The 22,896-nt window shown below is 68.6% G+C and carries 28 protein-coding genes, 1 tRNA gene and 1 pseudogene; 11 read left to right on the top strand and 19 right to left on the bottom strand.

The features are described from left to right. Nucleotides 1-3: 3 nt before the first annotated feature. The 5 genes from ACLQ2T_RS20295 (at nt 4) to ACLQ2T_RS20275 (ending at nt 4,505) form a co-directional block, all read left to right on the top strand. Entirely contained in the window at nt 4-408 is a 405-nt protein-coding gene (locus ACLQ2T_RS20295) for a secondary thiamine-phosphate synthase enzyme YjbQ (protein WP_425767923.1), read from the top strand. A gap of 71 nt (nt 409-479) precedes the next feature. Beyond that, nucleotides 480-3,275 carry a transketolase C-terminal domain-containing protein gene (locus ACLQ2T_RS20290; protein WP_425767922.1) on the top strand — a complete coding sequence of 932 codons (2,796 nt, stop codon included), beginning with the start codon at nt 480-482 and terminating at the stop codon, nt 3,273-3,275. A gap of 111 nt (nt 3,276-3,386) precedes the next feature. After that, complete coding sequence (locus tag ACLQ2T_RS20285; protein WP_425767921.1) at nt 3,387-3,824, top strand: DUF3052 domain-containing protein; 438 nt, start codon at nt 3,387-3,389, stop codon at nt 3,822-3,824. Nucleotides 3,825-3,878: 54 nt separating this feature from the next. Beyond that, a complete protein-coding gene (locus ACLQ2T_RS20280; RefSeq protein ID WP_425767920.1) occupies nt 3,879-4,343 on the top strand; it encodes a peroxiredoxin in 465 nt (154 codons plus the stop codon). 87 nt (nt 4,344-4,430) lie between these two features. After that, a tRNA-Val gene (locus tag ACLQ2T_RS20275) sits at nt 4,431-4,505 on the top strand. 74 nt (nt 4,506-4,579) lie between these two features. Here the strand turns inward: ACLQ2T_RS20275 and ACLQ2T_RS20270 are convergent. The 14 genes from ACLQ2T_RS20270 to ACLQ2T_RS20205 all read right to left on the bottom strand — a co-directional run bounded on the left by ACLQ2T_RS20270 (nt 4,580) and on the right by ACLQ2T_RS20205 (nt 13,447). Next, on the bottom strand, nt 4,580-5,821 hold the full coding sequence (locus tag ACLQ2T_RS20270) for a tyrosine-type recombinase/integrase (protein WP_425767919.1): 1,242 nt from the start codon (nt 5,819-5,821) through the stop codon (nt 4,580-4,582). Further along, nucleotides 5,821-6,021 (bottom strand): helix-turn-helix domain-containing protein, encoded by a 201-nt coding sequence (locus ACLQ2T_RS20265; protein WP_282237281.1) that lies wholly within the window; start codon nt 6,019-6,021, stop codon nt 5,821-5,823. Before ACLQ2T_RS20265 ends, ACLQ2T_RS20270 begins: the two co-directional genes overlap by 1 nt. 30 nt (nt 6,022-6,051) lie before the next feature. After that, nucleotides 6,052-7,827 carry a replication initiator gene (locus tag ACLQ2T_RS20260; RefSeq protein WP_425767918.1) on the bottom strand — a complete coding sequence of 592 codons (1,776 nt, stop codon included), beginning with the start codon at nt 7,825-7,827 and terminating at the stop codon, nt 6,052-6,054. Further along, the gene (locus tag ACLQ2T_RS20255; protein WP_425767917.1) at nt 7,827-8,096 is read right to left on the bottom strand and encodes a hypothetical protein; all 270 of its coding nucleotides are present in this window, start codon (nt 8,094-8,096) and stop codon (nt 7,827-7,829) included. The genes ACLQ2T_RS20260 and ACLQ2T_RS20255 overlap by 1 nt, the downstream gene beginning before the upstream one ends. Next, on the bottom strand, nt 8,093-8,839 hold the full coding sequence (locus ACLQ2T_RS20250; RefSeq protein WP_425767916.1) for a hypothetical protein: 747 nt from the start codon (nt 8,837-8,839) through the stop codon (nt 8,093-8,095). The genes ACLQ2T_RS20255 and ACLQ2T_RS20250 overlap by 4 nt, the downstream gene beginning before the upstream one ends. Continuing rightward, nucleotides 8,839-9,213, bottom strand: a complete 375-nt coding sequence (locus ACLQ2T_RS20245) for an RRQRL motif-containing zinc-binding protein (RefSeq protein WP_425767915.1) — start codon at nt 9,211-9,213, stop codon at nt 8,839-8,841. Before ACLQ2T_RS20245 ends, ACLQ2T_RS20250 begins: the two co-directional genes overlap by 1 nt. Further along, on the bottom strand, nt 9,210-9,512 hold the full coding sequence (locus ACLQ2T_RS20240; RefSeq protein WP_425767914.1) for a hypothetical protein: 303 nt from the start codon (nt 9,510-9,512) through the stop codon (nt 9,210-9,212). The genes ACLQ2T_RS20245 and ACLQ2T_RS20240 overlap by 4 nt, the downstream gene beginning before the upstream one ends. Continuing rightward, nucleotides 9,509-9,949 (bottom strand): DUF6197 family protein, encoded by a 441-nt coding sequence (locus tag ACLQ2T_RS20235; protein WP_425767913.1) that lies wholly within the window; start codon nt 9,947-9,949, stop codon nt 9,509-9,511. The genes ACLQ2T_RS20240 and ACLQ2T_RS20235 overlap by 4 nt, the downstream gene beginning before the upstream one ends. Before the next feature lie 85 nt (nt 9,950-10,034). Next, on the bottom strand, nt 10,035-10,244 hold the full coding sequence (locus ACLQ2T_RS20230) for a hypothetical protein (protein ID WP_425767912.1): 210 nt from the start codon (nt 10,242-10,244) through the stop codon (nt 10,035-10,037). Further along, the gene (locus ACLQ2T_RS20225; RefSeq protein ID WP_425767911.1) at nt 10,241-11,110 is read right to left on the bottom strand and encodes an FtsK/SpoIIIE domain-containing protein; all 870 of its coding nucleotides are present in this window, start codon (nt 11,108-11,110) and stop codon (nt 10,241-10,243) included. Before ACLQ2T_RS20225 ends, ACLQ2T_RS20230 begins: the two co-directional genes overlap by 4 nt. 83 nt (nt 11,111-11,193) lie before the next feature. Then, the gene (locus ACLQ2T_RS20220; RefSeq protein ID WP_425767910.1) at nt 11,194-12,132 is read right to left on the bottom strand and encodes a hypothetical protein; all 939 of its coding nucleotides are present in this window, start codon (nt 12,130-12,132) and stop codon (nt 11,194-11,196) included. 108 nt (nt 12,133-12,240) lie between these two features. Beyond that, nucleotides 12,241-12,426, bottom strand: coding sequence for a hypothetical protein (locus tag ACLQ2T_RS20215; RefSeq protein ID WP_425767909.1), 186 nt, complete (start codon nt 12,424-12,426; stop codon nt 12,241-12,243). Nucleotides 12,427-12,451: 25 nt separating this feature from the next. Beyond that, nucleotides 12,452-12,880: a DUF3307 domain-containing protein gene (locus ACLQ2T_RS20210; RefSeq protein WP_425767908.1), complete on the bottom strand. Its 429-nt coding sequence runs from the start codon at nt 12,878-12,880 to the stop codon at nt 12,452-12,454. A 249-nt stretch (nt 12,881-13,129) separates the two neighbouring features. Continuing rightward, nucleotides 13,130-13,447, bottom strand: a complete 318-nt coding sequence (locus ACLQ2T_RS20205) for a hypothetical protein (RefSeq protein WP_425767907.1) — start codon at nt 13,445-13,447, stop codon at nt 13,130-13,132. Between the two features lie 180 nt (nt 13,448-13,627). On the opposite strand from ACLQ2T_RS20205, the gene ACLQ2T_RS20200 reads away from it, so the two are divergent. Together ACLQ2T_RS20200 and ACLQ2T_RS20195 are read left to right on the top strand one after the other, a co-directional pair. Continuing rightward, nucleotides 13,628-14,386, top strand: coding sequence for an XRE family transcriptional regulator (locus ACLQ2T_RS20200; RefSeq protein ID WP_425767906.1), 759 nt, complete (start codon nt 13,628-13,630; stop codon nt 14,384-14,386). Between the two features lie 4 nt (nt 14,387-14,390). Further along, complete coding sequence (locus tag ACLQ2T_RS20195) at nt 14,391-14,861, top strand: NUDIX domain-containing protein (protein WP_425767905.1); 471 nt, start codon at nt 14,391-14,393, stop codon at nt 14,859-14,861. Here the strand turns inward: ACLQ2T_RS20195 and ACLQ2T_RS20190 are convergent. The 4 genes from ACLQ2T_RS20190 to ACLQ2T_RS20175 form a co-directional block, all read right to left on the bottom strand. Continuing rightward, complete coding sequence (locus ACLQ2T_RS20190; RefSeq protein ID WP_425767904.1) at nt 14,849-15,415, bottom strand: HD domain-containing protein; 567 nt, start codon at nt 15,413-15,415, stop codon at nt 14,849-14,851. The two genes, ACLQ2T_RS20195 and ACLQ2T_RS20190, sit on opposite strands and share 13 nt — an antisense overlap. Before the next feature lie 612 nt (nt 15,416-16,027). Continuing rightward, nucleotides 16,028-16,936, bottom strand: coding sequence for a hypothetical protein (locus ACLQ2T_RS20185; RefSeq protein WP_425767903.1), 909 nt, complete (start codon nt 16,934-16,936; stop codon nt 16,028-16,030). A gap of 625 nt (nt 16,937-17,561) precedes the next feature. After that, a complete protein-coding gene (locus ACLQ2T_RS20180) occupies nt 17,562-18,299 on the bottom strand; it encodes a VOC family protein (RefSeq protein ID WP_425767902.1) in 738 nt (245 codons plus the stop codon). Nucleotides 18,300-18,463: 164 nt separating this feature from the next. Continuing rightward, nucleotides 18,464-19,030 (bottom strand): dihydrofolate reductase family protein, encoded by a 567-nt coding sequence (locus ACLQ2T_RS20175; protein ID WP_425767901.1) that lies wholly within the window; start codon nt 19,028-19,030, stop codon nt 18,464-18,466. Between the two features lie 77 nt (nt 19,031-19,107). On the opposite strand from ACLQ2T_RS20175, the gene ACLQ2T_RS20170 reads away from it, so the two are divergent. After that, the gene (locus ACLQ2T_RS20170) at nt 19,108-19,692 is read left to right on the top strand and encodes a TetR/AcrR family transcriptional regulator (RefSeq protein WP_425767900.1); all 585 of its coding nucleotides are present in this window, start codon (nt 19,108-19,110) and stop codon (nt 19,690-19,692) included. 102 nt (nt 19,693-19,794) lie between these two features. Beyond that, nucleotides 19,795-20,940, top strand: coding sequence for a polysaccharide pyruvyl transferase family protein (locus ACLQ2T_RS20165; protein WP_425767899.1), 1,146 nt, complete (start codon nt 19,795-19,797; stop codon nt 20,938-20,940). A 147-nt stretch (nt 20,941-21,087) separates the two neighbouring features. Here the strand turns inward: ACLQ2T_RS20165 and ACLQ2T_RS20160 are convergent, their stop codons facing one another. Continuing rightward, nucleotides 21,088-21,294 carry a hypothetical protein gene (locus tag ACLQ2T_RS20160; RefSeq protein ID WP_425767898.1) on the bottom strand — a complete coding sequence of 69 codons (207 nt, stop codon included), beginning with the start codon at nt 21,292-21,294 and terminating at the stop codon, nt 21,088-21,090. Nucleotides 21,295-21,394: 100 nt separating this feature from the next. Here ACLQ2T_RS20160 and ACLQ2T_RS20155 point away from each other — a divergent pair, with 100 nt between their 5' ends. Next, entirely contained in the window at nt 21,395-21,916 is a 522-nt protein-coding gene (locus tag ACLQ2T_RS20155) for a DinB family protein (protein WP_425767897.1), read from the top strand. A gap of 269 nt (nt 21,917-22,185) precedes the next feature. Continuing rightward, nucleotides 22,186-22,891, top strand: a pseudogene (locus tag ACLQ2T_RS20150) (ATP-dependent helicase); the annotation flags it as partial. Between the last annotated feature and the right edge of the window lie 5 nt (nt 22,892-22,896).

Raw genomic sequence — 22,896 nt, 5'->3', positions numbered from 1 at the left:
GACATGCGTAGTGAGGTGATCACCGTCCGGACCGGCTCCCGGCCCACCGTGCAGGACATCACCGCCGAGGCGGAACAGTTCGTCGCCGGGCAGGGGGACGGGCTGTTGCACGTGTTCGTCCCGCACGCCACCGCCGGGCTGGCCATCATCGAGACCGGCGCCGGCTCGGACGACGACCTGCTCACCGCGCTGGACGGGGTGCTGCCCACGGACAACCGCTGGCGGCACCGGCACGGCTCCCCGGGCCACGGGCGGGATCACGTACTGCCCGCCTTCGTCGCCCCGTACGCGACCCTGCCGGTGCTCGACGGTCGGCTGGCCCTGGGCACCTGGCAGTCGATCTGCCTGGTGGACACCAACGGCGACAACACCACCCGCCAGGTCCGGTTCTCCTTCCTACCGGGCTGAGGCATCCGTCGATCGGGTCGACCGGTGAACCCGAGCGGGGTTCGAGTGGGCGAGGTGTGCTCCGGTCGGTAATGCTGTCGGACGTGACCACCCCGCAGGATCTTGACGACCGACTCCGGGAGTCCCTGGCCGCGCTGACCGCGCCGCGGCACCGTACCGACCCGGCCCGGCCGGTGGCCGAGGGCGCGGCGTTGACCGGCGCCCAACTGCTGGAACTCTTCGATGCGCAGGTCACCAGCCGGCAGCTCGACCTCGCCGGGCGTTGGCTGCACAGCTTCGGCGAGGGTTACTACACGATCAGCTCGGCGGGCCACGAGGGCAATGCCGCGGTCGCGGCCGCCCTGCGCCCCACCGACCCGGCGCTGCTGCACTACCGCTCGGGCGCGTTCTACTGCGTCCGCGCTGCCCAGGCCGCCGAGCCGGCCGCCGGGTCCGTGCTGCTGACGGCCGACGACGACCCGGACGGTACGCCCACACCCCCGACCGCCCCCACCGACGCGGCCGACCGAGCCGATCCGGGCGACCGGGCTGGCCGCGCCGGTTCAGCCGAGCGATCCGGCGAGGCAGACCGAGTCGATTCGAGCGACCGAGCCGACCCGGCTGACCGAGCTGGTCGAGCCGATCCGGGTGACCAGACCGTTCGAGCCGATCCGGCGGACTCGGCTGACCGAGCCGACTCGGCGGGTCGCGTCGACTCGAACGGCCGAGCCGACCCGGCGGGTCGCGCCGACTCGGCCGTTCGAGTCGACGGAACCGATCCGAGGGCGGGCCGGGTCGACCCGGCAGACCCAGGCCCTGCGGCTGACTCAGCCGGAGGTTCGCCGACGATCCTCGGCACCGAATCGGCCGGGTCGCCCGATGACGGGGGCGACGGTCGGGCTCGGCTGGCCGTGGTACGGCGGCCGGTGGCGGCGGCGTACCTCGAGGCGGCGCGGGACGCGCTGCGCGGGATGGTGGCCTCCGGCCAGGATCCGATCTCCGGTGGGCGGCAGAAGGTCTTCGGTCGCGCCGACCTCGCCGTGGTGCCGACCACCTCCACCGCCGCTTCCCACCTGCCCCGGGCGGTGGGCATGGGGTTGGCGGTGGAGCGGCTGCGTCGACTGGACGCCCAGGGTGCCGCGGCGCAGGCCGACCCGAGTTTCCGGGCCTCCTGGGCGCCGGACGCGATCGTGGTCTGCTGCTTCGGCGACGCCGCGATCAACCATGCCAGCGCCACGGCCGCGTTCAACACCGCCGGCTGGTACGACCACACCGGCCTGCGGATTCCGGTGCTGTTCGTCTGCGAGGACAACGGCCTGGGCGGCAGCCTGCGATCCCCGCAGGGCTGGGTGGCGACCGCGCTGCGGTCCAAGCCGGGCATCCGCTACTTCGCCGCGGACGGCGCCGACCTGGTGGAGGCGTACCAGGCGGCGCGCGAGGCAGCGGCCTGGGTACGGCGACACCGCCGCCCGGCCGTGCTGCACCTGAGCACCGTCCGGCTGCTGGGCCACGTCGGCGCGGACGCCGAGAGCGCGTACCGCGATGCCGAGGAGATCGCCGCCGACCTCGCCGCCGATCCGGTGGTCGCCACCGCGCGGCGGTTGGTCGAGGCGGGCCTGGCCGGTGGTGGCGAACTGCTGGACCGGTACGACGAGATCGGCTGGCAGATCCGTAGGCTCGCCGAACAGGTGCTCGACGAGCCGAAACTGAGCAGCGCGGCCGAGGTGGTCGCCCCGCTGGCCCCGCGCCGTCCGGTCCGGGTGACCCAGGCGGTGGCCGACGCGGGCCTGTACGCGGCCGGGCCGGGTGCCGGGGCCCGACTGGAGGCCTTCGGCGGCAAGCCGCCGGAACTGTCCGGCCCCCTCACCCTCGCGCAGAGCATCAACGCCGCCCTCACCGACGGGCTGCTGGCGTACCCCCAGATGGCCGTTTTCGGCGAGGACGTCGCCGCCAAGGGCGGACGGTACGGGGTGACCAGCCGGTTGCGTGACCGCTTCGGTCCGGCCCGGGTGTTCGACACCCTGCTCGACGAGACCTCGGTGCTCGGTCTGGGGCTCGGCGCGGGACTGGCCGGGCTGCTGCCGGTGCCGGAGATCCAGTATCTGGCCTACCTGCACGGCGCCGAGGACCAGGTGCGCGGCGAGGCGGCCACCATGGGGTTCTTCTCCCAGGGTGCGCTGCGTAACCCGATGGTGGTGCGGGTGGCGGGCCTGGCGTACCAGGAGGGCCTGGGCGGGCACTTCCACAACGACAACTCAGTGGCCTTCCTGCGGGACGTACCCGGACTGGTGGTCGCCGTGCCGGCCCGGCCGGACGACGCCGCGGCGATGCTGCGTACCTGCCTGGCCAGCGCGGTGGTGGACGGCAGCGTCTGCGTGTTCCTGGAGCCGATCGCCCTCTACCACGCCCGCGACCTCTACGGCGACGGTGACGGTGAGTGGCTGGCCGGCTATGCCGAGCCGGGGACCTGGGCGGCCGGGCACGTCCCGGTCGGGCGGGCGCGGGTGTACGGCGTCGGCTCGGCCGAGGACCTCACGATCGTGACCTTCGGCAACGGCGTACGGATGGCTCTGCGGGCGGCCTCGGCCCTGGCGGACGAGGGCATCGGCAGCCGGGTGGTTGACCTCCGCTGGCTGGCGCCGCTGCCGGTGGCCGACCTGATTCGGGAGGCCGCCGCGACCGGGCGGGTGCTGGTGGTGGACGAGACCCGGCGCTCCGGCGGGGTCGGCGAGGGGGTGATCGCCGCGCTGGTCGACGCCGGATATGTCGGAGCCGTACGCCGAGTGGCGGCAGTTGACTCTTTCGTGCCTCTGGGTCCGGCTGCCCGGCAGGTCCTGGTCTCCGAGGAAGCAATCACCCAGGGTGCCCGTACGCTGCTGGCACGGTAAATTTCGTTCCACCCGGTGCGCCACTTGCGCAGGGCGGCACAACTGTGTGGACTTGCCTGACGGCACCGACCGGGTGCCGTGAGCTTGGACGAGATGAGGAGGCACGCGACAGTGAGCGCGACCGCTGGTCAGGCTGCCGACGGGGTACGCAGCCTGGCGGACCGGTTCGGCATCGAACCGGGCATGGTCGTCATGGAGATGGGCTACGACGACGACGTCGACTCAGATCTCCGGGACGCCCTGACCGATCGTTGTGGAGACCTGGTCGACGAGGACACCGATGAAGTGGTCGACGCGGTGCTCGTGTGGTACCGCGATGGCGACGGTGACCTGTTCGAGCTTCTCGTCGACGCCCTCGGCCCGCTGGCCGACAACGGGGTCGTGTGGCTGCTGACGCCCAAGGCCGGCCGCGACGGCCACGTCGAGCCGAGCGAGATCACCGAGTCCGCTCCCACCGCCGGCCTTCAGCAGACCTCGACGGTCAACGCCGGCAAGGACTGGAGCGGTGCCCGTCTCGTGTTGCGTCGCGGGGCAAAGGGCAAGAAGTAGTCTGCCGCAGAACGTGACAGGCTGTTGCCTCTAGACTCGATCCAAGGAGTTCACATGCCCATCGAGGTTGGCGCCGAGGCGCCCGACTTCGTCCTCAAGGACCAGAACAACCAGGAGGTCCGGCTCTCGGACTTCCGGGGTTCGCGTACGGTCCTGCTGGTCTTCTACCCGCTGGCTTTCACCGGCGTGTGCCAGGGCGAGCTGTGTGAGGTGCGGGACAACCTCAACGAGTACGTCAGCGACGACGTCCAGGTGCTGACCGTGAGCGTGGACTCGGTCTACGCCCACAAGGTCTGGGCGGACCGGGAGGGCTTCCAGTTTCCGCTGCTGGCCGACTTCTGGCCGCACGGCGCGGTCGCGCAGGCGTACGGGGTCTTCAACGACACCGCCGGTATCGCCAACCGGGGCACCTTCGTCATCGACAAGGCCGGTGTCGTCCGCTTCGCCGAGATGAACATGCCGGGCGAGCCGCGCGACCAGCAGGGCTGGCGCAAGGCTCTGGCGGAGGCCACCGCCTGACCCCGATCCCAACGGGTGCGACCGTCCGGCAGGGCCGGTGCGCGGCAGGGTAAGCTGCCAACCGCCGGTCCGCCGTACGGCGTTTCCGGGCGCGTAGCTCAGTGGGAGAGCACTCGCCTTACAAGCGAGGGGTCGCAGGTTCGAAACCTGCCGCGCCCACCATCAGCCACCAGCACCAACGACGGCCCGGAGATCAATTCTCCGGGCCGTGACAGCAACGGTGACAGCAACGGTGGTTACGAGAGTCGGCCGTCGAGCTTGCCGAGCGCCTGACGCATGGCGTCAAGGTTGGCATGCGAATAGACCTTCAGAGTCAGCTTCACATCCGCGTGCCGGGCGATGGCCTGGACGACGTGCGGCGCCACGCCCAGCTCCATCAGCAGCGACACGACCGTGTGCCGTAGGTCATGCAGCCGCACATCGGGACAGCCGGCCTTCACCCGCAGCGCCGCGAAGTGGCGATTGAGGTTGCGCGGTTCGATCGGGGTGCCGACCTCGGAGGGGAAGACCAGGCCGTGATCCTGCCAGACCTCAGCTAGCCGTTCACGTTCCTTCTGTTGGCGCTCCTGGTGGTCCAGCAGTGTCAGCCAGGTCCAATCAGGCAGGGGAAGGATGCCGTCCGACTCCTCGGTCTTGGTGTCTTGCAGGTGCAGCTTCCCACCGGCCCGCTGGACGGTCTGGTCGATGGCAGCCGTGCCGTTGTCGAGATCGAGATCCGACCAGCGCAGCCCGAGCAGCTCGCCGCGCCGCAGCCCGAGGGTCGCTGCCACGACGTAGAGCGCCTGTAGGCGATGCCCCTCCGCAGCGGCGATCAGCTTGCGTACCTGCTCGACCGAGAGGCCCTTGCCGACCTTGTAACGCGGCGAGGGGACGCGGACCAGCTTGGCGACGTTGCGGGACACCAGCTCTTCCCGCATGGCGTGTTGCAGCGCGTTGCGCAGCACCGCGTGCACGTACTGGATCTGTCGCGCGCTGGGGTAGTGCTGGCAGCACTTGCCGACCGAGCAGCACCGCCGGTCAGGCTGGCGGGTGGCGTCGAGCCCGGCGGTACAGCAGAGGCACTTGCGGCGGAACTCGTCCATGAACGTCTTGACGTGTTTCACCTGCAACGCGTCGAGACGCTTGGTGCCGAGCGCGGGAATCAAGTGCAGCCGAACGGCGCTCTCGTAGCCCCGGGCGGTGGTGGGCTTGAGATCGGTGACGTAGGCCGCCAGCCAGTACGGCAGGTAGTCAGCGACCTTCCAGGCGCGATCAGGTACGGGTATTCCGCGCTGAGATCGAGACTTCAACTCGACGAGCTTGGCGTGAGCCTCCTCCCAGGTCGCACCGTAGACGAACTTGCGTTTACGGGTGCCGTCGGTGGTGAGGACGTACGCCTGTCCGACCCAGCGGCCGTCACTGGACCGCTGGTAGATGGAGCCTTCCCCGTTCGGGTTACGGCGGGCGGTGGACTGGCGAGGTTTCGGCTGTTTGGGCATCAGGCGGCTTCTTCCGTGAGCGTGGCAATCGTCTCGTCGATGGCGGCGGCAGGGATGAGGCGGCGGCTACCGACCTTGAAGGAGCGCAGCCGACCGGAACGGATCAGGTCATAGACGAGCGAGCGGCCGATGCCGAGCGCTCGGGCGGCTTCCTCCACGCGCAGCACGCGAGGAGCGATCGGGGTAGGGGTGGTGTCCAACAGTGGCCTTCCTCGTGCGGCGGGGCAGGATCAAGCGGCAGCCGGGGTGGTGCCGAGTTCGTGGGCGAGTTCTTCGCGGCCGGTGGTGCGTCGTTCTCTGGCCATGGCGGCGGCGGTGGCGGCGAGCATGGCGTCTCCGGTGGTGTGCCAGCCGACGCCAGCGAAGGTGAGAGTGCCGACGATGAGGTTGGTGTCGTCGTCGTGGTGGTCGACGGCGCGGAGCGTGCCGGTGTGTTCGTCGGCCTGGTCGTGGTGCTCGTGTCGCCGGTAGCTGACGCGGGTGTCGCGTAGGAGTTGGAAGGTGACGGAGTAGCGGCGGCCTTTGGTGAGGAAGTGGCCGCCGAAGCCGAGCATGTGCGCCCAGCGGCGTAGCCGGGCGTAGGGGTTGGTCGTCACTGGTTTCATCGGTTTGGTGTCAAGGGCGGCTTGACGTTCGGCGACGCAGACGGGGCAGGCGGCGTATCGGGTGTGGGTGCCGCAGTCAGGGCACTCCCAGGCGTCGATGAAGCCGGGTCGGGGTCGAGGGTCGCGGGGCCGCTCGGACAGCGGGATCGGGGTATGGGTGGGTCTGCCGATGCGCCAGCAGGCATCGATGAGGCGGGCGGTGTGGTCGCCGTCGGGGTCGGCGTAGTCCCCGATGGTGTCGGCGGTCAGGCGGGTGGAGGTGTGCCCGGTGGCCTCGGTGCTTTTGGTGGCGTACTTGGCAAGGTAACCGGCCACCATGCCATCGGTGACCTCACCAGCGCCATCGGTGGTTATCGGCCGTACGTCGACCTGCTCGCCCCAGGCGATCGGCCACCCGCCGGGCCGGTCGGGATGTTCCGGGGTGTGGAAGGCGATCTGTGCGGCGGCGTGGCGGAGCGCGTCGACGAGGTCGGCGACCGTGAAGGCGGGTGGGGGTGGGATGACGGCGGTGGGGTCGGTGGGATGGATGCCGTCGAGTCGGGCGATGGCGTGGAAGTGGACCGCTCCCCGCGCCTGCAACTCCGCCACCTTGCCGGGTGAGAGCCGGACCGGGGCAACCTTGCGGATGTTGCCCGAGGCGGTGACGACATCGACGCGGGGAACACCTCGACGGCGGGCGAGTTTGGCCAGCCAGCGTTCCGCGGCTTGTTTGGTGCGGTGCCACAGCTCCCCGGAGAACAGGTTGAACACGACTTGGTGGTCGTGGTCGTAGCAGTCCAGGCACAGCGGCCGACCGAGCACCGCGTCACCGGGTTCGTGACGAGCCCAGCACGCGGACGGTTGGCCGTGTTCGCACAGACCGGCATCGCGGCGGGCGTGGCACGGTTCGGCCCGGCAGTCACAGCGGCGGCGGTTGGTGCAGGTGTGGCGTTTGACGGTCCGGGTGTGGACCGTGCCGAAGGATGGTGCGGTGAAGGTGGCGAACACTGCCGGATGCGTGGCGACGGTCTCCGGTACGCCCTTGCCGCCGACCAGGCCCGCGCGCAGGAGTTGGAAAGCGTCGCGTTGGTAGGTGTGGGCGCAGGACGGGCAGACGGTGGCGCGGCGGTTGCCGCAGGCGGTGTAGATCGCGGCGTCGGGCATGGCGTCGGTGTGCCGCTGATTCAGCACACGGCCGGTGGACTGCTCGACGGTGAGGAGTTGTCCGGCGAGGCGGATCGGTCGGGTGCAGCCGGCGGCGGCGCGGACGTGGTCCAGCCAGCCGAAGTAGTCCGGTCGGGTGGCGCGGATAAAGGCGGACCCGGCGGCGGTGTAGTCGTAGACGGGTGGGGTGGTGTCGGCGTTCGAGCCCACACCCCGGGCCAGAGCGGTCCGGGGTGTGAGTTCCAGCGTCGACGCCATCAAGCCGCATCCCCGTTGGTGTGGGGGCGGGTGGTGATGGTGCGTTCGCGCACGATGATCCGGCAGGCGCCGCACTGGCGTTTGGCCGGTTCGTGCCGGTAACAGGGAATGACGGCGGTGGTGGTGCCGCAGCGGATGGTGACCGGGGTGCGGCAGGGGCCGCCGGGGATGACGTCGATGACAGTCCGGCGGGTGTCGTAGGGGTGTGGCTCCGGGGCTCCGGGGCAGGTGTGGGTGATGTGTTCGATGTCGACGAGGTAGATGGTCATCGGGCACCACCGGCCAGGGTGGTCAGGAGTTGCCCGGCGACGGCCGGGGCGATGTCGAGTCGGTCGGCCAGTTCGTCGGCGGTGATGGGCCGTCCGGTGGCCTGTTCGTGCTGCACGGCCGAGAACCGAGCCATCGGCAGCAGATGAGCGGGTACGTCGACCGGTTCGACGGTCGGCACCGTGATGGGTTCCGGCTCGACAGCCGGTGCAGAGGTCGGCTCAGGCTCGGTGGTTGGGGTGGGTTCGGGTGCGGTGATCGCGGCAGGTGCTTCGGTGGTGACGTGCTCGGCGGCCTGGACGTGGATAGGCGTGGCCGGCTCAGCCGGTGGCGGGTTGCTGGTGCCCTTGGCGGGGGCGAGGACGAGTTTCACCAGGGCCATGAAGGCCAGGGCGGGGACGGCGGACAGGAGCCAGCCAGAGACGCCCGGCTTGGCGACCGCCAACTGTGCGGCCAGAGACAAACTGGCGGCGGCGATCAGGAGGAACAGGGGGTAGCCGATCGGAGCACCGGCCCGGCGACGACGCCGGATGGTCAGCAGGCAGGCGATGGGCACGAGTTCGGAGATGACGGCGTTGGCCCAGCCGAACCACTCGCCCGTTCCTGCCGGGGAGTTGGCGAGGGTCCAGTCCTTGACGTGGGTGAACGAGGCGGCACCGGCGAATCCGGCGACGACGAGCAGGATGAGGACCAGGACGACACCCTCGACACGGGTGCCCCGGCTGGTCGTGGTGTTGGTGTTCATCAGTGGCCTCCGTGGCAGTCGAGGCATTCGCCGTGGCGGCGGGGGATGTAGTAGGGCTTCACCTCGCCGCAGTAGCGGCAGGTCCGCCGAGCGATCAGCGCCTTCGCAATGGCCTCCCGTTGGGCGGGGGTGGCGGTGCGCTTGGGTTTGGCGCAGTCGAGGCGGTAGAGGTAGGCGACCCGCTTACCGCGACGCCAGAGAATCTGCGCGACCGGGTCATGACCGCCGGGGCGCAGACCGGCGGCACGGAGTTGACGGCGGGTGGCCAGCCCGTCAGGGGCCATCCGGTAGGGGAAGGTGGGGAACCCGTAGCGGGTGCCGAGCGGGTCGTAGAAGCGGACCCGCAGGCCGATGTGATCGGAGAAGTCGGTCACGGCTGACCACCGCCCCAGCGCTGCTGGGCGGCCTGCCGGGAGATTCCGAGGCGGGAGCCGATCTCGGCCCAGGAGTAGCCGAACTGGCGTAGTCCGACCACGGCAGCGGTGATGGCCTGGTCGAGGTCGGCGGATAGGGCGACGAGGTCGCGGAGTGCTTCCACGTCTCCGGTGGCGACGCGACGACCGTGGGCGCGGATGATGCGCCGGGCGAACGCGGCGAACTCGGTGTTCTCGACGACCTCCCGCCGCTTCTGTACGGGGATGCGGGGCGTCAAGGACTTCTTGACAGTGCTCACCGGTTCTCACCCCCGGTGGTGTGGAAGTCATCCCACTCATCGGCGGCCGTCTCAAGGGCGGTGACGACCTGCTCGGCCGTACGGCCGGGGTCGTCGTTCCACGAGTACGGGGAGGTGTGTTCGTCGATGAGGTAGCCGTCCTCGTCGATGAGGAACAGCGGTTCGGAGGTGTCGAGGTAGTCGACGAACACGCCGAGCGCGGCGAGGTAGTCGCCCAGGGCGTCGGGGGCGAGTTGGGAGAAGTGCTCGACGCGATGTCCGGCGGCGGCGATGCCGATGGCCCCGGCGGCACAGGCCGACGGGAAAGGCTCGGCGGTGGTGGGGTGGTAGTAGGTGCCCTGGTGCCAGCCGTGCCGACGTAGGTAGAGGGCAGCCATCCGCAACAGATCAGCCGGAGTGGCCGGCGCGAGGGTAGGCGGTTGGTGGGTAACCTTCATGGCAACCACGTCCTTCCAGTAAGGGCTTGGTGGAGGTCGGCGGAACCGGACTGCTTTCCACGGCTGAGGCCGGTTCCGTCGACTGCTAGTGGGTACGGAGCCGCAGGTAGCGGCGGTGGCGGGTGTCGTCGCCGCCCATTGCGTGTGGTTCGGAGACGAAGACGAGCCGTCCCGTGGCACGGGCGGCCTGGATCATCGCGGCCAAGTCCTCGGGACTGCCGACGATCCACATTTCGGTGAACTGGTTGAACCGCTGGTTACTGGCCTTGGCGTAGGCCCGTTCGCGGGTGGTCATGCCGCCATCCCCCAATCAGCGGGAGAGCTGGGCGGGGTGGTGATGGTGCCGGGCCGACGAATCCACGCGGCGTAATCCGCGATACCGGCAATCTGCGCATCGGACAGGTAGGCGACCTTGATACGGCGAGGGACACCGCCTTCGGCGATGAGGTAAGCGGCGCCCTGGTTGGTGGGGGCGATGTCGGTGGCCGAGTAGCCCTGCTCAGCCCAACCGTGACCGAGCACGATGTTCGAACTGTTCGGGGTGGTGCAGCGGAACGCCGCCCGGTAGCCGAACAGATCCCGCAGGCTGGTGGGGATGATGTCGAAGGACGGCCGCTGGGTCGCGGCGACCACCGGGATACCGGCGGCACGGCCACGGGCGACCAGGTCCCGCAGCAGGGAGATGAATTCTTCCTGTTCCTGCTTGCTGCCGACCGTCGCGCTGTAGAAGGCGATTTCGTCGACCAGGACCGTAATCACCGACAGGCGGTCGGCGGCGGTGACCTTGCGCCGGTTGTGAGCGCGCAGCCAGGCGTAGCGGTTGTTCATCACAACCTGGAGCCGCCGCAGCACATCCAGGGCGGCGGGCATGTCCGGGCCGATGAACGCATCGGCCGAGTCCTCCCACTGCCCCAGCTCGACGAGCTTGCCGTCCAGCAGCACAAGGCGGCTGTCGACGGAGAGGGCGGCGTGGGCGGCGATGGCGTTGAGCAGCCCGGACTTACCTCCACCGGGTTCACCACCAGCGAGGAGGTTGCGGTAAGCGAGAGTGATGTAGACGGGCTGGCCGAACTCGTCGATGCCGATAAAGATCGGGTCGAACATCGACAGACCGGGCCCCACCGGAATCCCCACAGAAGGGGAGACGGTAGCGGTAGCCATGGGTTGCCCTCCTTGGGCGTTGGTGGGCGCGAGAAGCCACACGAACGAGCCGTGACGGCTCCCCGCGTCCTGGTGGGAAGGGGTCAGATCCAGTCGGAAACGTCGTCGGCATCCGCCGAGGTAGCCGCGGGCTTGCTGCCGTTGGCCGAGGTGGCGGCTGGCTTCCGGTCGGCCGTGCCGCCCTGTTTGGGCAGGGTGATGGTGGGGGCCTGCACGTCGGGCAGGTCCAGAGCGGTCGGCACCACCGGGGGTGCCTGCTCGACGGTGGGGGTGTCCGGGTCGATCACGTCGATCAGCGGCGAGGCGACGTTGGCGTTCAGCACTTCGCGGCGTTTGATGTCGAACCGCACGTAGGCGGAGTTGCCGTCGGAGGCGCGTTCGATGAGCACGGTGGAGGCGTGGCAGGTCACGGCGATCTTGTCGAGCCGTGATTCGAGGTCCTTGACCGACAGGCCAGGGCGCAGGTACACCCACACCCGCTCACCGACCGGAGTCGGCACGGCCCACAGGATCAGCGGCAGCGAGCCGGACTGGTTGGCGATGATGAACTGCGCGAAGCACACCCGTAGCCGATGCCGCACGACGAGGCACCATCCCCACGCCACCACACGGCGGCGGATCACCGGAACACCAGCCGGCACACCCACGACCAGGGCGACAACGAGCAACGTCACCAACGTCGAAGTGTTCGCGGCGAGTTGGACCCAGCCGGTCAGGAGCAGACCGGTGAGGACGATTTCCGGGGTCCACCACCACAACAGCCGGATCACCGGCCAGACACGGACCAGCACCCACACGATCCCACCCAGCGGCACGCCGACGAACACACCGACGAACAGGGCGAGAATCGGGTGCATGTACGAAGCGGCTACCACAGCCGCCAACAGACCGACGATGACCGCCGTCAGGACGAACGCCATCCGGGCGTTCCGAGCCCAGGAACGATGAACGCGGGCCTCGATGACCGTTACCGTTCCGGTTGACTTCCCGCCAAACGGGCGGCGAGAGCTAGACTTGGACATAACACGTCCTCCCAAGTGATTGGGGTGGATGGGTTGGAGAGCCCGGGGTCGGCAGGTTGCGAGCCAGTACCGGCCCCGTGCTCGAAATTCCGGAACGCTGACCGAAGGTCAGCTGTTGTCCCGCAGCTTCTGGGCGAGCAGCCCGAAGCGGATGCGCTCGTCCTCGTCGAGAACGGTCGGGGTACGCCCGGCAGCGCGTTCCTCGCGGATCTGCTTGTCGAGGTGCTTCGGATCGACCTTGACCTCACGGGTCCGGCCGTTGCTGTCCTCGCTGAACAGATACTTTTTGCCCATCACAGGGCTCCCTTCGTTGAGGGGTTTAGAGACAGGCGATGAGCAGGGACGACGCCCACAGGCACGCGGCGTGTAGGGACTGGTCGGCCAGGTACATCCCGCAGATCGGGGCCTGACGGTCCGCGAAATCGCTACTGCCGGTGTGGGTCAGCAGCCACCTGACCGGCCAACGCCGGTCGAGAATCGCGTGACTGATCGCGGAGAAACCCAGCCCGGCGACGAGGCCGAGGGCAGTGACGGGCAGCTCCAACGCGACGATGGTGACGGCCAACATGACCACCACCACGAGGTGATAGGCCACGACGTGGCCCAGCAGATGACGCCAGCCGTGCCAGCCCGGCGCGGCCTTGTGCGCGGCCTGCTTGTCGGACTGGCCGAACACGTGATCGGCCACCTGGTGACCGGCGTAGAACGTCGCCGCGACGACGGCGAACACGACAGCGGAAATGAGCACGACAACCACTCCCCAAGAGAGAAAAGGGGCGGACGGGTTGGAAGGCAGGCGGGGTCGGCAGGTATGCGAGCCAGTACCGACCCCGCGCCTCATAGGGTTGTGACCACCTGACATGGCCACCGGCCGGAAACGTGCGAGCCAGAACCGTTTCCGGACGTCATGGAACAGATCAGCGGACCATCAGACCGCTACACGCGCAGATGCGCGAGGAGACACCGCAGGCTTCACACAGCACGCTGTGCGAAGGACTTACTTGGCCGAGGCACCAGCCTTCGGCTTCAGCGAGATCGCACGGAACGCGACGCCGTTACGCCCGTTGGTCGCCCACGGGATGGCCTCCAACTGCTCGACCTCGATGAGCTGCCCCACCATCACACTCGGCTTCTCACCCGCCGTGGTGATGGTGATGACCTCACCGCCGTTCTCGTCGAGAACGAAGACCTGGGTGGACCACATGAGCCGGCCCGTTCCCTTCTCCGACCGCTGATTGCCGTTCTGGTCGTTCTTCGGCTCCGGGTCCTTCGACACCGTCACCTGCTTCGCCTTGGTGTCCACGTACAGCTTCACTTAAAGACCTCCTGTGTCTCGGGCCAGTCGTTGAGCTCGTCCCCGGTGGACTCTTGCTCGTGGCCTCTCTGGAAAAGAGACTCCCCGATTCCAGGAGACAGCCCATCCGAAGGGCTGGACGACTAAAGGACGTCTTGGTTAGCATGGATGCGTCCCTAGTCGTCCCTTGAGGAGGGTTCGATGGCGAACGAACGGCTGCGCGATGCCATCCTGCGAAACGGCCTGACTCCGGTCGCGGTGGCCGAGCGAATCGGCGTCGACCCGAAGACGGTGGAACGGTGGATCACGCAGGACCGCACGCCGTATCCACGCCATCAGCACGCCATCGCGGCGATGGTGCGAATGGATGTGCCCTACCTCTGGCCGAGAGCCGTGACCCCGGAGAAGGCGTCGAAAATCGGCCAGAGCGAGATGGTTCACCTCTACACCCGTCGCTCATCGGTGCCGTACGACCTGTGGCATCAACTGATCGAGCGAGCCGAGAAGCGGATTGACGTACTCGCCTACGCCGGACTCTTTCTCGTAGAGCAGGACCCGAGACTTATCGACACCTTGCGTCAAAAAGCTGAGGACGGGGTCGAAGTGACCATTCTGCTTGGTGACCCGACCAGCGCCGCGATCGAACGGAGAAGCGTCGAGGAAGGCGGACCCGGAGTCATGGCCGCAAAGATCCGACAGGTCGAGCAGTACTACAACCAGCTTAAAGGCGCGGACAAGGTCACGGTGCGCTACCACGAGACGACCCTGTACAACTCGATCTACCGTTTTGACGACGAGATGCTCGTGAACATGCACGTACTCGGGTTCCCGGCACCACACGCGCCCGTGATGCACCTGCGCAAGCTCAACGGCGGAGACCTATTCCGAACCTACTCCGACAGCTTCGACAGAGTGCTCCGCGCATCGAAAGCGCAGCCAGGCCACGAGGTGGCACCCTAGGTACATGGCGAGGACCGAGCACTACCACGACCCGAACGCGCCGAAGGCCAACAGCATCGTCGTGGCCGTCTCCGTCTTCGTCCGCGACAAGCAGGGGCGAGTGCTGCTCATCCAGCGCACCGACAACGGCCTATGGTCCCTGCCCGGCGGTGGCCAGGAGATCGGCGAGTCGGTCGCAGAGACAGCGGTCCGGGAGACCCACGAGGAAACCGGCATCACGGTCGAGGTGACCGGCATCGTCGGCGTCTACTCCGACCCAGGCCACGTAGTCGCCTACTCGGACGGCGAAGTACGACAGCAGTTCTCGCTCTGCTTCCGCGCCGCACCCGTCAACGGCACCCCGACCCCAAGCGACGAGTCAAGCGAAGTCCGCTGGGTGGCCCGCGACGAGCTGGCCGTCTACGACATCCACCCGTCGACCCTGCTCCGAATCACCCACGGCTACGAGGACCGAGCCGAGCCCTACATCGGCTGAGGAACGCTGCCGACAAGCCGCTGTTGAGTCCGCTGCACAGCGGCGACCATCTCCGGTTCCGCCCGGCCGATGAACCGGGTAACCAGGTGCTCCGGCCCGTACCGCGACCGAATCTCCGCCAGCCGCTCCAACACCTCGAAGTCTTGCCCGTCCGGCCCCGTCGTCATGTCCGAGAAGCAGAGCGCGTCAGTTACTGCGGTTTCCTCCCGAGTGAACTCGGCGGCCAGGACCTCACCGAGCCCACGCTCTTCGGCTTCCAGCCAGGCGCAGGAGTGGTGAGCCACCAGGGCGGCAATCCGCTCGTTGAACCGCTCCCGCCGCAGCCAGCGGCCTCCATCGAGCGAGTGAAAGCCGGTGTCGACCAGGTCGGGGCTATAGCCAACGTCATGCAGCCACGCCGACGCCACGAGCACCGCACGATCCTCGACCGGTACCGCTGCGCTGATCCGGTCCGCCTTGGCGGCCACCGCCTGGACGTGACTCCATCGACGAGGCAGCGGAGTCTCCAACAGATGTCGCGCAACTTCCCGAGCGGTATCGACGAGGTCGGCCATGCCGCCAGGGTACGGAGCGCGCGAGGTCCGCACCATCCTGTGTCCGCTCGGCGACGGCACGAGGCGGCCGGCTGCCGGTGATGTGGTTCAAACTTTCTGTACGTCTTCAAGGCGGCCCTGAACGGGCCGCACGCGCCGCCGCCTGGGCGCGCGTCCGTCGCTCCGCTGGCGCTCCGACTCCGGCCACGCAACACGCCCGGCGGCTGGCGCGGAGGGCGGGTAGCCCGGTGGGCCGCCGCATGACGACAAGCCGTTTCCCGGTGGGGTAGTGGGGCCGGCAGCCGGCCGGGCCGCGCGGCGAGCACCGCGCGGCATAGGAGAGCGCACGCCGGGTCCGTCGGCGGCCGGCGGGCTGATGGCCGGGTTGCGGTTACTGCGCCTCCGGCGGGGGCGCTCCGGCTCCAGGATGGCCGGGGGTCCGTCGGCGGCTTGCGGTCTGTGGGTGGTTGCGGTGGGAGCCATCCCGTCTGCCGTCGACCCGGGCAAGCCGAGCAGACCACCGCCCGACCCGCCAGCGTCCGTACGAGCCGTCAAGGCCGTCTTGACGTGGCGGGCCGGGCGGCGGCCCGCTCCCCAGAAGGGCGGGTCGACGGCAGACGGGATGGAGACCACTCAAGATATCGAGTTAACGAATACGCCTATCGGAATTGAAATCAGGACAGATGTCAGGAAGGCTATTCTCCGACCTCCGGAAGATTGACTTCCTTCTCCCGTTACCTCAAAGGGTGGGAATAGCCATCCAAACAGCTTTTCTCCATACGCAAAAGGAATGCTCATGAAGCCCAGGAAGGCTCCACCGAAGGGTGCCAGCCACCAATCGTTCCAGTAGGCCTGAAGTGAGTACCCAATAGCGAATCCTAATATGGTAAATGCCGAAGTGAGAAAGGCGAAGGGGATCATGATGTGCTTACGAAGGCGCGCCCACCGAGGTACTCCTTTCTCAATTTCATCTACTAGCCTGGCGAAGGTTGATCGAGCCCATCCGGTGTCAGGTGACGAAACCCGGACCTCGGCTCCTACGAGGTTGAACTGTCCGCCACTGCCTAGGTGGACATAGATCCCTTCGGTCAGGGATGAGTTTTCGTCTTGCTCAACATCATGAATATCTCCTGCCAGGTATCGGTAGGGGCTCGCGGTCATCGTGACTGACTTGGTGCTACGCCTGTCAAGCTCCGAAAGCACTTCGGCCACTTGCCCCGAAACTGTCTCGTGTTGATCCTCAACGTCTAGGCGAACGAAGAGTTCGACTTTCCCCGTAAGGATTCTTTCGTGGGAGGCCTTGAGCTTGTTCAGTTTGCTTCTGATTAGATCGGAGACGTCCTTTTGCGACTCATTGCCGATGCTCTCAATGAGATCTTCCAGTTCCTTCGCGGCTGTCTGCTGGCGCTCTCGGGTGCTCTCCCGAAGTATGCCGGCAATAGCCTCTAGTTCTCGCAGGTCACCCGCCCATGCACCCCAAGATCTCTGCCGGAAAGTTGTTCTTTTGTTCGACAAGTCGAGTTCCGCCCTAAGCAAATACAATGTCGGAGATTGCTAATGGAGTCTACGAACCGTAGGGGATACAGGTGTTTTGCCTGTCGCCAACATGACAGGAGATGTCAGGAGCTAGCGACAGTGCCTGACGTTGATGCGCAACCGGGGAGCCAAGGCACCCTCGAATCTGAGGGTATTACACCGTTTCGGGTCGTTTCGTCATCATCGGACTGCCTGGGCCCGCCGGGGGCGTTTGGCTCCTGGACGAGGATGATTGATCCGAGCGCGCGGCTATCTGTCGACAGCAACGGTGACAGCAACAGGCGCGGACGAAGCCACTCAGTGAGGACCGACGCCGGACGCCGGCCTGAGGTCAGTGATGCGGACGGACCCCGGCGGACGAAGCGCCCAGAACTTACAAGCGAGGGGTCGCAGGTTCGAAACCTGCCGCGCCCACCAGCACCAACGGCGGTGGAGCCGGGGTGCCCGCACCGTTACGGCGAAACGGCGGAGTCCAGGCGAGCCGGAAACCGCCATTACGGCGTAACGGAGTCGATCACCTCGCGAGAGCCGACCGTCGCGCTTGCCGAGCGCTCGGCGCATGGCGTCGTCCATCGCGGTAGCGCCGCTGCTGGCCGCGCCATGTTCGACGGCGGTGTGCCGGAGGGTCGGGTCAGCGCGGGGTGAGCAGACAGAACTCGTTGCCCTCCGGGTCGGCGAGGACCTTCCAGTGGACATCGTCGTCCAGGTCGACGGGGGTGGCGCCGAGCGTCCGCAGCCTGGCCGCCTCGGCCGCCAGGTCGTCACCGGGGTACGGGCGGACGTCGAGGTGGACGCGATTCCACACCGTCTTCACGTCGGGGGTACGGACAAACCGCAGGTAGGGGCCGACGCCCTTGGCGGAGCGCAACACCGCGTGGTGGTCGGTGACCTCGTGCACGGTCCAGTCCATGGCGTTGCCCCAGAAGTCGACCATGGCCCGGGGGTCCGTGCAGTCGGCCACTATCGCCGCGATCGGTCCGGTGTCTCGGGGCGAGGTGCGCCAGTCCAGTACGCAGAACTCGTTGCCCTCCGGGTCGGCCATGACCGTCCACGGCACGTCACCCTGGCCGATGTCGGCGGGGGTCGCCCCGAGTTCCGTCAGGCGGGCGATCAATTCCGCATGATGGGCCGCCGAGGTGGTGGCGAGGTCGACATGCACGCGGTTCTTCACCGTCTTGGGGTCGTCCGGGTAGGCGACGAGGTCGATGCAGACGGCGACGGGGTCGGGGTAGACGGAATCCTCCGGTTCGAGGTTGGTCACCCTCGGCCCCTCGCTGGAGACCCCCCACCCGAGCACCTGCGCCCAGAAGCGGCCCAGCGCGTCGTCGTCCCGAGCCTTCATATTGATCTGCACCAGCCGAGTCGCCATGTCGACGATGCTAAGTCCCGCCACCGACAATCCACCCCCATCACCCGCCGGGGTCTGCCGTGGTGGCAACTTCCGGGATGTTGCTGCCTGACCCGCGTGCCGAGGCAGCAACATCCCCTAAGTTGCCGGGCGGGCGAGCGAGCGAGGGGCGAGGGCGGCGGTGGTCATCGGGTGTAGTGCAGGAGGACGACTCCGCGCCCGGCGGGGATGGTGTCCACCAGGGTCAGGCGCTGTGGGGTGAAGGAGTGGTCGACCAGCGGAATGCCGCTGCCGGCGACGACGGGGTTGACCTTGACCACCCACTCGTCCACTTCGGAGACGAGTTGACCGGCGAGCCGGCCGCCGCCGCAGAGCCAGATGTCGGCGCCGGGACGGCCCTTGAGGTCGCGGACGAAGGTCACCGGATCGCCGGAGACGATCTCCACCGCCGGGTCCTCGGAGGGGGGCAGCGAGCGGGCGAAGACGTACTGCTTGAGGTGGGCGTACGGGCTGGTGACGCCCAGGTGCAGGGCGGGCTCGTAGGTGGCTCGGCCCATCAGGACCGTGTCGAACCGGCCCTGCGGTCGGTCGATGCCGAGCTGCTGGTGAGCGAAGGTCGGGAAGGTCTGCGGCCACCGCGTCACCAGGGGGCCTGCCGGGTCGGGGTGCAGGTCGAAGAAGTCGTACGACCCGTCCGGGGCGGCGATGAAGCCGTCGATGGTGCTGGCCACGTAGTAGACGAGCTTACGCAAGGGGTACTCCAATCACTACGGATGTTGTGGTTGTGTCAACGTACAACAGATGTTGTGGTTGCTGTTAGGGTTTTCCGGTGGCACGCAACCCGGAGCGGCGGGCGGCCCTGGCGGACGCCGGGCTGCGGGTGCTGGCCGCCCACGGCGCCCGGGGGCTGACCCACCGGGCCGTGGACGCCGAGGCGGGGGTGCCGATCGGCACCGCCGTCAACTACTTCCGCTCCCGGGACGCCCTGCTCGGGGCCCTCGGGGAGCGGATCTTCGAGCGGTTCGCACCGGACGACACCGTCGTGGCGGAACTGGCCGCCCGCCCGCCCTCCCCGGCCCTGCTCACGGACTATGTCCGGTACATCGTCGAGCGGACCACCCGGCACCCGGAACTCACCCGTGCCCTGATCGAACTGCGTCTGGAGTCGGTCCGCCGCCCCGACCTGGCCCGCATCCTCGGCGACACCCTGCGTCGGGGCTACCGCGCCGATGTCGCGTACCACCTGGCCGCCGGCCTGCCCGGCGGCGCGTTCGAGGTGGCCCTGCTGCGCTACGCCGTGGACGGGCTCCTGCTCGACCTGCTCACCACCTCGATCGACACCGGATTCGACCCGGATGAGGTCGTCGCCGCCCTGGTGTCCCGCCTGGCCGGGGGAGTCCCGCCCGGAGGCTGAGGCAGCCACCCCGGCCCGGAGGGTGGCCCGGCGGCCCGGCGATGACTGTTCGGCGGTGCAGCGGGGAAACCTTGATCCGACGCACCTGGGGAGGAGCGACGGATGACGCGTGGCGGACTGACCATCGGCGTGCTCGGCTCATACGGCGGCCGTAACCTCGGCGACGAGGCCATCCTCACCGGCCTGCTGACCGATCTGCGTCAGCAGGAGCCCAACGCTCGGATCATCGTCTTCTCGCGCAACCCCGCACACACCAAGGTCGCCCACCCATATGTGGAGGCCGTGCCGTGGGAAGGGGTCAGCCGCACCGACTCCGCCCTCGTACTGTCCCAGCTCGACCTGCTCATTCTCGGCGGTGGCGGGATCCTCTACGACAAGGAGGCCCGCCGGTACCTGCGGGTCGTCCGGGTCGCGCAGGAACGGGGTCTACCGGTGCTGACCTACGCGGTGGGGGTCGGGCCCCTGAGCGACATGGTGGACACCGGCATGGTGCGCGAAACCCTGGCCGGTGCCACCCAGGTGACCGTACGCGATCAGGAGTCGCGGATGGTGCTGGAAGAGGCCGGGTTGCTCAACCCGATCACCGTCACCGCCGACCCGGCGTTCCTGCTGCAACCGGAGGAGTTCCCGGCGCAACTGCTGCGCGAGGAGGGGGTACCGGCCGGCAAGCGGCTGGTCGGGATGAGTGTGCGGGAGCCGGGCCGGGCCGCGGAACGACTCGACGTGGACGGCTACCACCGCCTGCTCGCCCAGATCGGTGACTTCCTGGTGCACCGGATAGACGCGCACGTGTTGTTCGTGCCGATGGAACGCGACGACATCCGGCACTCCCACGGGGTGCTGTCGCACATGATCGCCGCCGAGCGGGGCCGGATCCTGCACGGCACCTACAGCCCGCAGCAGGTGGTCGGTCTGATGCGTCACCTGGACCTGGCGGTCGGGATGCGGCTGCACTTCCTGATCTTCGCCGCGACGATGGGTACGCCGTTTCTCCCCCTGCCGTACGCCGGCAAGGTCTTCGACCTGGCCCAGCGACTGGGGGTGCCGGCCCTGCGCGGGGTGGAGCGGGAGGTGGAGGGCCCGTTGCTGGCCGAGGTCGACCAACTGTGGGACGAACGTGAACAGCGGGCCGAGACCACCGCCCAGCGGGTGGCCCAGGTCTGCGAGGAGGCCCGGGGCACCTCCCAGGTGACCCGGGCGGTGTTGGATAGCCTGCGCCACCGCTCCCTGGTCAAGGTCGGCGCCTGAGCCGCGCTCGCGTGGGCCGCTCTTGCTCGGAGGTGGCTGAGCGGTTCTCGCCCGACGGCGCCTGGGCCGTTCTTGCCGGAGGTGGCTGAGCGGTTCTTGCGGACTCTGCGGCCGGTGCCGGCGGAGGTAGGCGGCTGGCGGGCGCGGTCAGACGGCCGGGCCGCGCCAGCGGTAACACCACTGCCGGGCCTCGGCATCGACCATTTCGAGCTCGTAGATGTCCGCCTCGGCCAGGCCCCCCGACCCCATGTGATGGTGGGTCAACGGGGGCCGATTGTTCGGATCCAACTCGACGGTGACGTGCTGGCCGTCTGCCGAACCGCCCACCAGCGGGATCTCAACCGTTGCTGCCATGCGCCCATCCTGCCCCGTGTGCCGCGTCACCGCAGCGGATACACCTCGGCGCACCGGCTCGCTCGTAGGTCGACCCGGCGGAGGGGGATAGCGTGTCGACATGGCGGAGATTGCGATCGACCCGACGCTCGGACCCGTGGTGAACCGGACCGCCGGGGAGCGGGAGATCCTCGAATCCTTCCTTGATTTCCACCGGGCGGTCCTGCTGCGCAAGGTCCAGGGGCTTGCCGACGCCGACGCGGCCCGCCGGCTGCTGCCCTCGGCGACCACCCTCGCCGGGCTGGTCAAACACCTCACCGAGATCGAGTACAACTGGTTCCACATCCTGCTGGAACCCTCGCCGGGAGAGACCTTCCCGACCACCGAGGAGTCCGCGCTGGCCAGCTTCACCCTCGCCGAGGGCGACACCGCGGAGCGGCTGGTCGCCGACTACCAACAGGTTTGTGGCCGGTCCCGGGAGATCGTGGGACGCTTCGACCTCGACCATGTCGTGCCACACCCGCAGCTCGGCGAGGTGTCGGTGCGCTGGATCCTGGTGCACATGATCGAGGAGACCGCCCGGCACGTCGGACACGCCGACATCCTCCGGGAACTCACCGACGGCGCCACCGGCGCCCTCTGACCCCACAGCATCAGCCGTGCCCGCTGGCACGCCGGCACGCCAGGGTCGCGTCGGTGGGCAGGCCATGATCGTGCTCGATGTAGGTTCGAGTGGCCTCGGAGCCGAGGATAGCCACTCGATCCCGGATCGAGCGCGATCATGCAATCCTGCTCGCGGCCACGGCCACGGCGAAGGTGGTCGGCGGGGTCGGCCTATCCTGATCCAGGTGTCAAGCGGGGTCCCCGGAGGCGTTGAGAAGGGGCCCTTCCGTTCAGCAAGGGGGAGTGTGGGTGCTGGTCGTCCACGGGATGTGGCTGCCGGGCCGAGGGCTCGCCGTCTGGGGCGAGGACAGCACCTTGGCGCCGCAGGCCCCCCGACGTCCCGGTCGGGTACCCCGGGAGCGTCCGCACCCCTTCGCCGCTGATCACGCCACCCTGGTCGCGGTGTCCGGGGAGGCCGCCGAGCCGACCGATCTCGGCACCGCGCTGCTGCGCCTGCCCACCCGCTCCGGATCACCGGTCGACTCCCCGGAACTGGTCCGGACCACCGTCGTGGAACCGGCCCGCGGCCCGGTCACCCTCGCCGGGTGGCGGGTGCCCATCCTGGGGTACGCCCCGGATGCGGCCCTGCCGTTGCTGCGTGCCCTCGACGAGTTGGCCGCCGTACCCGGTGCGACCCTGCGGCACCTGGCGGAGTTGGCCACCTTCGCCGCCGACCTGGCCACCCGGGGCCGGGTCCTGCCCGGCCTGACCCTCCTGCCCACCCCGACGGTTCCTGCGGCCACCCGCACGGCGGCCTCTGGCCGGGCGGCTCGCACCACTTCCGGTCCAGGGTCTCGCCGGGCGGCCTCTTCGCGCCCCGCCCCCGGTAGTCGCGCCCGGGGCGCCGGGGACGAGGCCGGGGCCCGTGCGTTGTGGCGACCCCTGCTCACCGGCACCGACGCCGCCTGGGCCCGGGCGTTGGCGCTGGCCCTACCACCGGCCGCCCGCGCGGTGGTCGAG

It is taken from the genome of Micromonospora sp. DT229, assembly GCF_049844505.1.
Taxonomy (GTDB): Bacteria; Actinomycetota; Actinomycetes; order Mycobacteriales; family Micromonosporaceae; genus Micromonospora.
Note: the sequence above shows the minus strand (reverse complement) of the source record. Positions and strands in the feature narration are given on the sequence as shown.

Coding starts and splice junctions, on each gene's coding strand:
- ACLQ2T_RS20295 (WP_425767923.1), top strand. CDS start 4: ATGCGTAGTGAGGTGATCACCGTCCGGACCGGCTCCCGGCCCACCGTG.
- ACLQ2T_RS20290 (WP_425767922.1), top strand. CDS start 480: ATGCTGTCGGACGTGACCACCCCGCAGGATCTTGACGACCGACTCCGG.
- ACLQ2T_RS20280 (WP_425767920.1), top strand. CDS start 3,879: ATGCCCATCGAGGTTGGCGCCGAGGCGCCCGACTTCGTCCTCAAGGAC.
- ACLQ2T_RS20270 (WP_425767919.1), bottom strand. CDS start 5,821: ATGCCCAAACAGCCGAAACCTCGCCAGTCCACCGCCCGCCGTAACCCG.
- ACLQ2T_RS20260 (WP_425767918.1), bottom strand. CDS start 7,827: ATGGCGTCGACGCTGGAACTCACACCCCGGACCGCTCTGGCCCGGGGT.
- ACLQ2T_RS20255 (WP_425767917.1), bottom strand. CDS start 8,096: ATGACCATCTACCTCGTCGACATCGAACACATCACCCACACCTGCCCC.
- ACLQ2T_RS20250 (WP_425767916.1), bottom strand. CDS start 8,839: ATGAACACCAACACCACGACCAGCCGGGGCACCCGTGTCGAGGGTGTC.
- ACLQ2T_RS20235 (WP_425767913.1), bottom strand. CDS start 9,949: ATGAAGGTTACCCACCAACCGCCTACCCTCGCGCCGGCCACTCCGGCT.
- ACLQ2T_RS20230 (WP_425767912.1), bottom strand. CDS start 10,244: ATGACCACCCGCGAACGGGCCTACGCCAAGGCCAGTAACCAGCGGTTC.
- ACLQ2T_RS20225 (WP_425767911.1), bottom strand. CDS start 11,110: ATGGCTACCGCTACCGTCTCCCCTTCTGTGGGGATTCCGGTGGGGCCC.
- ACLQ2T_RS20220 (WP_425767910.1), bottom strand. CDS start 12,132: ATGTCCAAGTCTAGCTCTCGCCGCCCGTTTGGCGGGAAGTCAACCGGA.
- ACLQ2T_RS20215 (WP_425767909.1), bottom strand. CDS start 12,426: ATGGGCAAAAAGTATCTGTTCAGCGAGGACAGCAACGGCCGGACCCGT.
- ACLQ2T_RS20200 (WP_425767906.1), top strand. CDS start 13,628: ATGGCGAACGAACGGCTGCGCGATGCCATCCTGCGAAACGGCCTGACT.
- ACLQ2T_RS20195 (WP_425767905.1), top strand. CDS start 14,391: ATGGCGAGGACCGAGCACTACCACGACCCGAACGCGCCGAAGGCCAAC.
- ACLQ2T_RS20190 (WP_425767904.1), bottom strand. CDS start 15,415: ATGGCCGACCTCGTCGATACCGCTCGGGAAGTTGCGCGACATCTGTTG.
- ACLQ2T_RS20180 (WP_425767902.1), bottom strand. CDS start 18,299: ATGGCGACTCGGCTGGTGCAGATCAATATGAAGGCTCGGGACGACGAC.
- ACLQ2T_RS20165 (WP_425767899.1), top strand. CDS start 19,795: ATGACGCGTGGCGGACTGACCATCGGCGTGCTCGGCTCATACGGCGGC.
- ACLQ2T_RS20160 (WP_425767898.1), bottom strand. CDS start 21,294: ATGGCAGCAACGGTTGAGATCCCGCTGGTGGGCGGTTCGGCAGACGGC.
- ACLQ2T_RS20155 (WP_425767897.1), top strand. CDS start 21,395: ATGGCGGAGATTGCGATCGACCCGACGCTCGGACCCGTGGTGAACCGG.